This is a genomic window from Agathobaculum sp. (assembly GCF_050946325.1).
GTDB lineage: Bacteria > Bacillota > Clostridia > Oscillospirales > Butyricicoccaceae > Agathobaculum.
The window spans coordinates 1-5,820 of sequence record NZ_JBMNUP010000118.1 but is presented as its reverse complement, the minus strand read 5'-3'; the positions used below and the strand labels follow the sequence as shown (position 1 = coordinate 5,820).

Below are 5,820 nucleotides of genomic sequence, written 5' to 3'. Positions count from 1 at the left end.
GCACTGCTTTCATTATACTGATTTATAGCAGAGATGCAAACGTTTGGACGCATTCTGAAAAAATTCGGCGATTGTGATTAAGGGGGAAACAGAAATGAAAATCAAAGCAGGAATCATCGGATGCGGGGGCATTGCAAACAACAAGCATCTGCCGGCGATTCGGAAAGTGGACCGCATGGAAATGGTCGCATTCTGTGACATCATCCGGGAAAGGGCCGAAAAGGCAGCTGCGGAATACGGCGCGCCGGGCGCCCGGGTATACACGGATTACAAGGAGCTGCTGGCGGAGGAGCTGGACGTGGTGTATGTGTGTACACCCAACCGCTCGCATTCTTTTATCACGGTGGACGCGCTGCACAGCGGCAAGCATGTGATGTGCGAAAAGCCGATGGCCATCAATTATACGGAAGGCAAAAAAATGCTGGACGCGGCCCGCGAGACAGGCCGGCTTCTTACGATCGCCTACCAGAACCGATACCGTCCGGACAGCCAGTTCCTGAAAGCGGAGTGCGAGGAGGGGCGCTTGGGCGAGGTCTATTATGCGAAGGCCAAGGCGCTGCGGCGCCGTGCCGTGCCGACATGGGGCGTGTTCCTGAACGCAGAGGAGCAGGGCGGCGGGCCGCTGGTGGACATCGGTACACACGCGCTGGATCTGACGTTGTGGACAATGGACAACTATAAGCCCAAATATGCCGTGGGAAGCGTATACCATAAGCTGAACGGCGATACGGACCAGGGCAATGCTTTCGGCAACTGGGATCCGGAGGCATTCACGGTCGAGGACAGCGCGTTTGGCTTCGTTGTGATGGAGAACGGAGCGACGGTGGTACTGGAATCCAGCTGGGCGTTGAATACGCTGGACGTCAACGAGGCAAAGACTGTCCTGTGCGGAACAAAGGCCGGCGCGGATATGGAGGACGGCCTGCGCATCAACGGCGTGCGGCACGGCAGGCAGTATGTGGAAAAGCCGCAGCTGGACGCCGGATCTGTGGCGTTCTTTGACGGTGCGCAGCTGGATGCGGCCGACCTTGAGCAGATGGTGTTTGCAGACGCGGTGGAAGGCAAGGGCGAGCTGACTGTGAAGCCCGAACAGGCGCTCACGGTCACTCGTATTCTGGACGCGATCTACGAATCGGCCCGTACCGGCCGGCCTGTGTTTTTTTAAGTAAGGAGGAACAGAAATGAAGCTGGGTGTTATGACAGTTTGCCTGAGTTCGCTTTCTCTGGACGAGGCGTGCAGATATTTGAAGGAACAGGGCGTGCAGCAGGTTGAGATCGGCTGCGGCGGCTCGCCGGGGACCGCGCACTGCGACGCGCGGAAAATGGCGGGCGACCCCGCAGCGGCGGATGAGTTTGCCGCGACCGTGGCAAAGCACGGCCTAACGATCTCCGCCTTTGCCGTGCACGGCAATCCCCTTCATCCCGACCAGGAGACAGCCGGGACGGCCCATGCGGAATTTGAGGCGGCCGTTCTGCTTGCCGAACGGCTGGGCGTTAAAACCGTGATTACCTTTTCCGGCTGCCCGGGCGACTGCGAGACCTCGAAGTATCCCAACTGGGCGGTGGCTACATGGCCGGAAGACTACGAAAAGATCCGCCGCTGGCAGTGGGAGGAAAAACTGATTCCGTACTGGAAAAAGGCGGGCACGTTTGCAAAGGCGCATCATGTGCGCGTGGCGCTGGAAATACATCCGGGCTTCTGCGTGTATAACGTGCCGACGATGCTGCGTCTCCGAGAGGCCGTGGGAGATGCGGTGGGTGCCAATCTGGACCCGTCCCACCTGTTCTGGCAGGGAGTGGACCCGGTGGCGGCAGTGCACGCGCTGCGCGGCTGTATCTACCATTTCCACGCCAAGGACACCTACATAGACCCATATAATACGGCTGTAAACGGCGTGCTTCACACATCGGGCTTCGCCGATACGGCGGCACGCCCCTGGCTGTTCCGCACGGTCGGTTACGGGCACGGGGCACAGACATGGCGTGCCATTTTCAGCGCTCTTCAGCAGGCCGGGTATGACGGCGTGATCTCCATTGAACACGAGGACGCGCTGATGAGCCAGAAAGAAGGGCTGGAAAAGGCCATCCGAGTGCTGCGGGACACGATGATTTTCGACGCGCCCACAGCGGACGTGTACTGGGCATGAGGTGAGCACATGTATCGTTTTGGGTTGATTGGCTACGGGGCCATGGGGAATTATCATGCGCAGCAAATCGGCACGATGCCGGATTTTGCCGTATCCGCCGTATATGACATTGCGCCGGAAAAAAGAGAGAAAGCACGGGCGGAGGGCCGCGATGTCTGCGATTCGCTGGAAGAACTGCTCATGCGGAAGGACGTTGACGCGGTTATCCTTGCGGTGCCGAATAACTTTCACAAGCCGCTCGCTGTCGCGGCAATGCACGCGGGCAAGCACGTTTTGTGCGAAAAACCGGTGATGATGAACAGCCGGGACCTGCTGGAAGTTCTTGCGGTGAGCGAGCAGACCGGAATGCTGTTCACCGTACATCAGAATCGCCGCTGGGACAGGGATTTTTGCATCGTCCGTGAGTGCATCCAAAGCGGCGCACTGGGCTGCCCGTTTTACATTGAAAGCCGTGTGCAGGGCGCGAAGGGCATCCCGGGGGACTGGCGCTGCACACAGGAGGCGGGAGGCGGCATGCTGCTGGATTGGGGCGTCCATCTGCTGGACCAGCTCCTGCTTCTGGCGGACAGCCCGGTCCGCGAGGTATACGCCCATCTGCTCAGCGTCAAATTTCCCGAGGTGGACGACAATTTTAAAGTGATGCTGCGGTTTGAAAACGGCCTTTCCGCATTGGTGGAGGTGGATACCTATACGTTCATTCCCTTGCCGCGCTGGCATGTTTCCGGTGAAAAAGGCACATTGCAGGTGGATGACTTCGCCTGCGGCGGAAAAATGGTGTGCGCGAAAAACACAGAGATGCATTGGGACGAGGGCATCGTGTATACGGCCGCAGGCCCCACGCGTACCATGGCGCCCCGCCCGCGGGAAACAGTGGAGACGCTTTCCCTGCCGCAGGTACAGACGGACGCGCGGGACTATTATGTCAATTTCCGCGACGCACAGCAAGGCGGGAGAGAGCCGGCCGTCACGCACCGGCAGATGCTCGCCGTCATGCGTGTGATCGACGCGATTTTTGTTTCCGCAAAAGAACACAGGGCTGTGAAGCCGGAGGAATGAAATGAAGCTTGCAATTCAGTTGTATACGCTACGGGATATCATCCGGGACGAGGAAACGCTGGCGGATGCCCTGCTGCATCTGCGGCAGATGGGGTATGAAGGCGTGGAGTTTGCGGGGCTTTACGATATCCCGGCTCCGAGGGTCAGGCAGATCGTGGAGCAGGCGGGAATGCACGCCCTGAGCTGCCATGTTTCACTGGACGCCATGGAACAGGAGCTTGACGGTGTGCTGGAGGACGCCAAGGTGCTGGGGCTGGATACGGTGGCGATGGCGTGGTCGGCGGCAGACAGCCCGGAGGCGGTCGCCCGCGCGGTCCGTGTGCTGCAGGCGGCGCAGTCAGCGGCGGAGCCGCATGGGGTGCGCATCCTGTACCACAACCATTCCCATGAGCTGCGCCCCGTGGACGGCTGCGCGGCGCTGCCGCTGGAGCATATCATGCAGGCTGTGCCGCTGGAGGCGGATCTGTACTGGGTGTTTTACGCGGGGCTGGACCCTGCGCGCTTTTTGCGCGAGAACAACAGCCGCATCGGGCTTTTGCATATCAAGGACGGAAAAAAATCGAAGCCCTTGCCCTGTGCGTTGGGCGAAGGAGAGGCCGATATCCCGGAGATTTGCCTTGCCGCAGCAGACTGCGGCAAGGAATGGCTGATCGTTGAAAACGATGAACCCTCTCCGGATGGACTGCAGGATGCGCGGCGAAGCGCGGAATATCTTCAAAAAATACTGGAGAAATAAAGAAAGTGAAAGCTGGGGCGGCGGCCCCGGCTTTCGTTTTTGGCGCAAAACAGGACGTAAGACCGGTTAAAACAGCTGTTTCAGGAGAACAAAGTCGAAAAACGCAGGGGTTTTATTGACTTTGATTCTTGTCATAAACTATACAATTATAAATTGTATAAAGTCAATAAAACAGGAGGCTTTCATGCGCGTGAAAAAAGGAATGGCATTTTTTCGCTGGCGTGTGTTTTGTTTGCGATGATGGGGCTCCCGGGCTGTGCGCAGAGGGCGGCGCGGAGAGACACAAAAGGCCTGTTTTCCTGGCGGGCGCTTTCGGAAGGGCGTGGGGGCGCGCTGCTGGAGCTGGCGCAAAGCCAGGATATTACAGAGTTCAACGGAACCCTGATCATCTCCGGTGCGTTCGGTTTGTTTAAAGAAGATGCTGTGGTGGCGGCGGGAGGTTACGATGCGGGCACGCTGGGCGAAGACATGGAGCTTGTTGTCAAGCTCCATGTGTACTGCCGCAACAACCGGCAGCGGTATTCCATCCGGTACGAGCCCAACGCTGTATGCTGGAGCCAGGCGCCGTCCAATATGAAAGACCTGATGAAGCAGCGCCGGCGTTGGTATCTGGGCCTGTCCCAGAGCATGACAGCTTATCCGCAGATTTTTGCAAACCCGCGTTTCGGGCTTGTGAGCTGGGTATCGTATATGTATTACCTGCTGTTCGAGATGCTTTCGCCTGCGATAGAGGTTTTCGGTATCCTCACGGTGGGTTTGGCCGCTTGCTTTGTTTTTTGAATTTTCCGTTTATGGTACGGTATTTTGCGCTGTACACCATTTACGGCGCAGTGATGACGCTTACCGCGTTTTTTCAGCGCATCTACACGCAGAACCTGCAGATCACTCTGCTGGACGCGGTGCGCGCGCTGTGGATGTGCCTGCTGGAAAGCATGTGTTCCGTTATGGGCTTTCATTTTTGCAGCTCACCGGGTTCATCGGCTGCAAAAAGAAAAGGACGCAATGGGTAGAGCACACAGGTAAAACAGCATGAATGGAAATAACGCGTCCATGCGGATGCGGGATAACCTCCGGGCAGGCACCCCGCCGGTCTTCACCGGCGGGGTGCCTGTGTTTTTTAAAGAGGAGGATGCGGCGGGCTTTGCGCACATCGCGGGCTTAGAACGTACGGCGGAGCATATGATAGAGTAGGGCGGGGCTCATATCATAAAACGGAGGCGGGAACATGCGCGCAAGCGAAGGGAAGATAGCAATTTATTCCCGAAAATCAAAATTCACGGGAAAGGGAGAAAGCATCGGTAACCAAATCGAGCTGTGCCGCGAATATATCCGGGCAAACCATGGACAGGCGGACGCAGACGCGGCGGCAGTTTACGAAGATGAGGGCTTTTCCGGCGGGAACCTGGAACGTCCCGCGTTCAAACGTATGCTCCGGGCCGCGCGGGAGCGGAAATTCAAGGCGGTCGTTGTGTATCGGTTGGACCGCATCAGCCGGAACATCAGCGATTTTTCGGGCTTGATCGAAGAACTGAGCAGACTGGATATCGCTTTTGTTTCAATCAAGGAGCAATTCGATACGGGCACGCCCATGGGGCGTGCGATGATGTACATTGCCTCGGTCTTTTCGCAGCTGGAAAGGGAGACGATCGCGGAGCGCATCCGGGATAACATGCATGAACTTGCAAAAACCGGGCGCTGGCTCGGCGGGACAACGCCCACGGGATACTGTTCAAAGAGCGTGCGGACGGTGACGGTGGACGGAAAAGCAAAAAAAGCGTGTATGCTGGAGCTGATCCCGGAGGAGGGGGAAACCGTAAAGCTGGTTTACGCGCTGTTTGCAGAAACGCACTCCCTTACCGCGACGGAGACGGAGCTGCTGCG

Annotated in this window: 7 protein-coding genes; all 7 read left to right on the top strand. The window is 57.8% G+C overall.

Going from position 1 to position 5,820, the window contains the following annotated elements:
* Positions 1 to 94 precede the first annotated feature (94 nt).
* Positions 95 to 1,165, top strand: coding sequence for a Gfo/Idh/MocA family protein (locus ACOYIE_RS08645; RefSeq protein ID WP_117460622.1), 1,071 nt, complete (start codon positions 95 to 97; stop codon positions 1,163 to 1,165).
* 16 nt (positions 1,166 to 1,181) lie between these two features.
* Positions 1,182 to 2,147, top strand: coding sequence for a sugar phosphate isomerase/epimerase family protein (locus ACOYIE_RS08640; RefSeq protein WP_433412350.1), 966 nt, complete (start codon positions 1,182 to 1,184; stop codon positions 2,145 to 2,147).
* Between the two features lie 9 nt (positions 2,148 to 2,156).
* The gene (locus tag ACOYIE_RS08635; RefSeq protein WP_119980751.1) at positions 2,157 to 3,203 is read left to right on the top strand and encodes a Gfo/Idh/MocA family protein; all 1,047 of its coding nucleotides are present in this window, start codon (positions 2,157 to 2,159) and stop codon (positions 3,201 to 3,203) included.
* A 1-nt stretch (position 3,204) separates the two neighbouring features.
* The gene (locus tag ACOYIE_RS08630; protein WP_117474078.1) at positions 3,205 to 3,939 is read left to right on the top strand and encodes a sugar phosphate isomerase/epimerase family protein; all 735 of its coding nucleotides are present in this window, start codon (positions 3,205 to 3,207) and stop codon (positions 3,937 to 3,939) included.
* 237 nt (positions 3,940 to 4,176) lie between these two features.
* The gene (locus tag ACOYIE_RS08625; protein ID WP_119980750.1) at positions 4,177 to 4,719 is read left to right on the top strand and encodes a glycosyltransferase; all 543 of its coding nucleotides are present in this window, start codon (positions 4,177 to 4,179) and stop codon (positions 4,717 to 4,719) included.
* Between the two features lie 11 nt (positions 4,720 to 4,730).
* A complete protein-coding gene (locus ACOYIE_RS08620) occupies positions 4,731 to 4,949 on the top strand; it encodes a hypothetical protein (protein ID WP_133304241.1) in 219 nt (72 codons plus the stop codon).
* Positions 4,950 to 5,164: 215 nt separating this feature from the next.
* Positions 5,165 to 5,820 (top strand): recombinase family protein (locus ACOYIE_RS08615; protein ID WP_433412347.1); only part of this gene is annotated, 656 nt, incomplete at its 3' end.

What these genes read in the sequence shown, in the direction of transcription:
- ACOYIE_RS08645 (WP_117460622.1), top strand. Translation starts at nt 95, where the DNA reads ATGAAAATCAAAGCAGGAATCATCGGATGCGGGGGCATTGCAAACAAC.
- ACOYIE_RS08640 (WP_433412350.1), top strand. Translation starts at nt 1,182, where the DNA reads ATGAAGCTGGGTGTTATGACAGTTTGCCTGAGTTCGCTTTCTCTGGAC.
- ACOYIE_RS08635 (WP_119980751.1), top strand. Translation starts at nt 2,157, where the DNA reads ATGTATCGTTTTGGGTTGATTGGCTACGGGGCCATGGGGAATTATCAT.
- ACOYIE_RS08630 (WP_117474078.1), top strand. Translation starts at nt 3,205, where the DNA reads ATGAAGCTTGCAATTCAGTTGTATACGCTACGGGATATCATCCGGGAC.
- ACOYIE_RS08625 (WP_119980750.1), top strand. Translation starts at nt 4,177, where the DNA reads ATGATGGGGCTCCCGGGCTGTGCGCAGAGGGCGGCGCGGAGAGACACA.
- ACOYIE_RS08620 (WP_133304241.1), top strand. Translation starts at nt 4,731, where the DNA reads ATGGTACGGTATTTTGCGCTGTACACCATTTACGGCGCAGTGATGACG.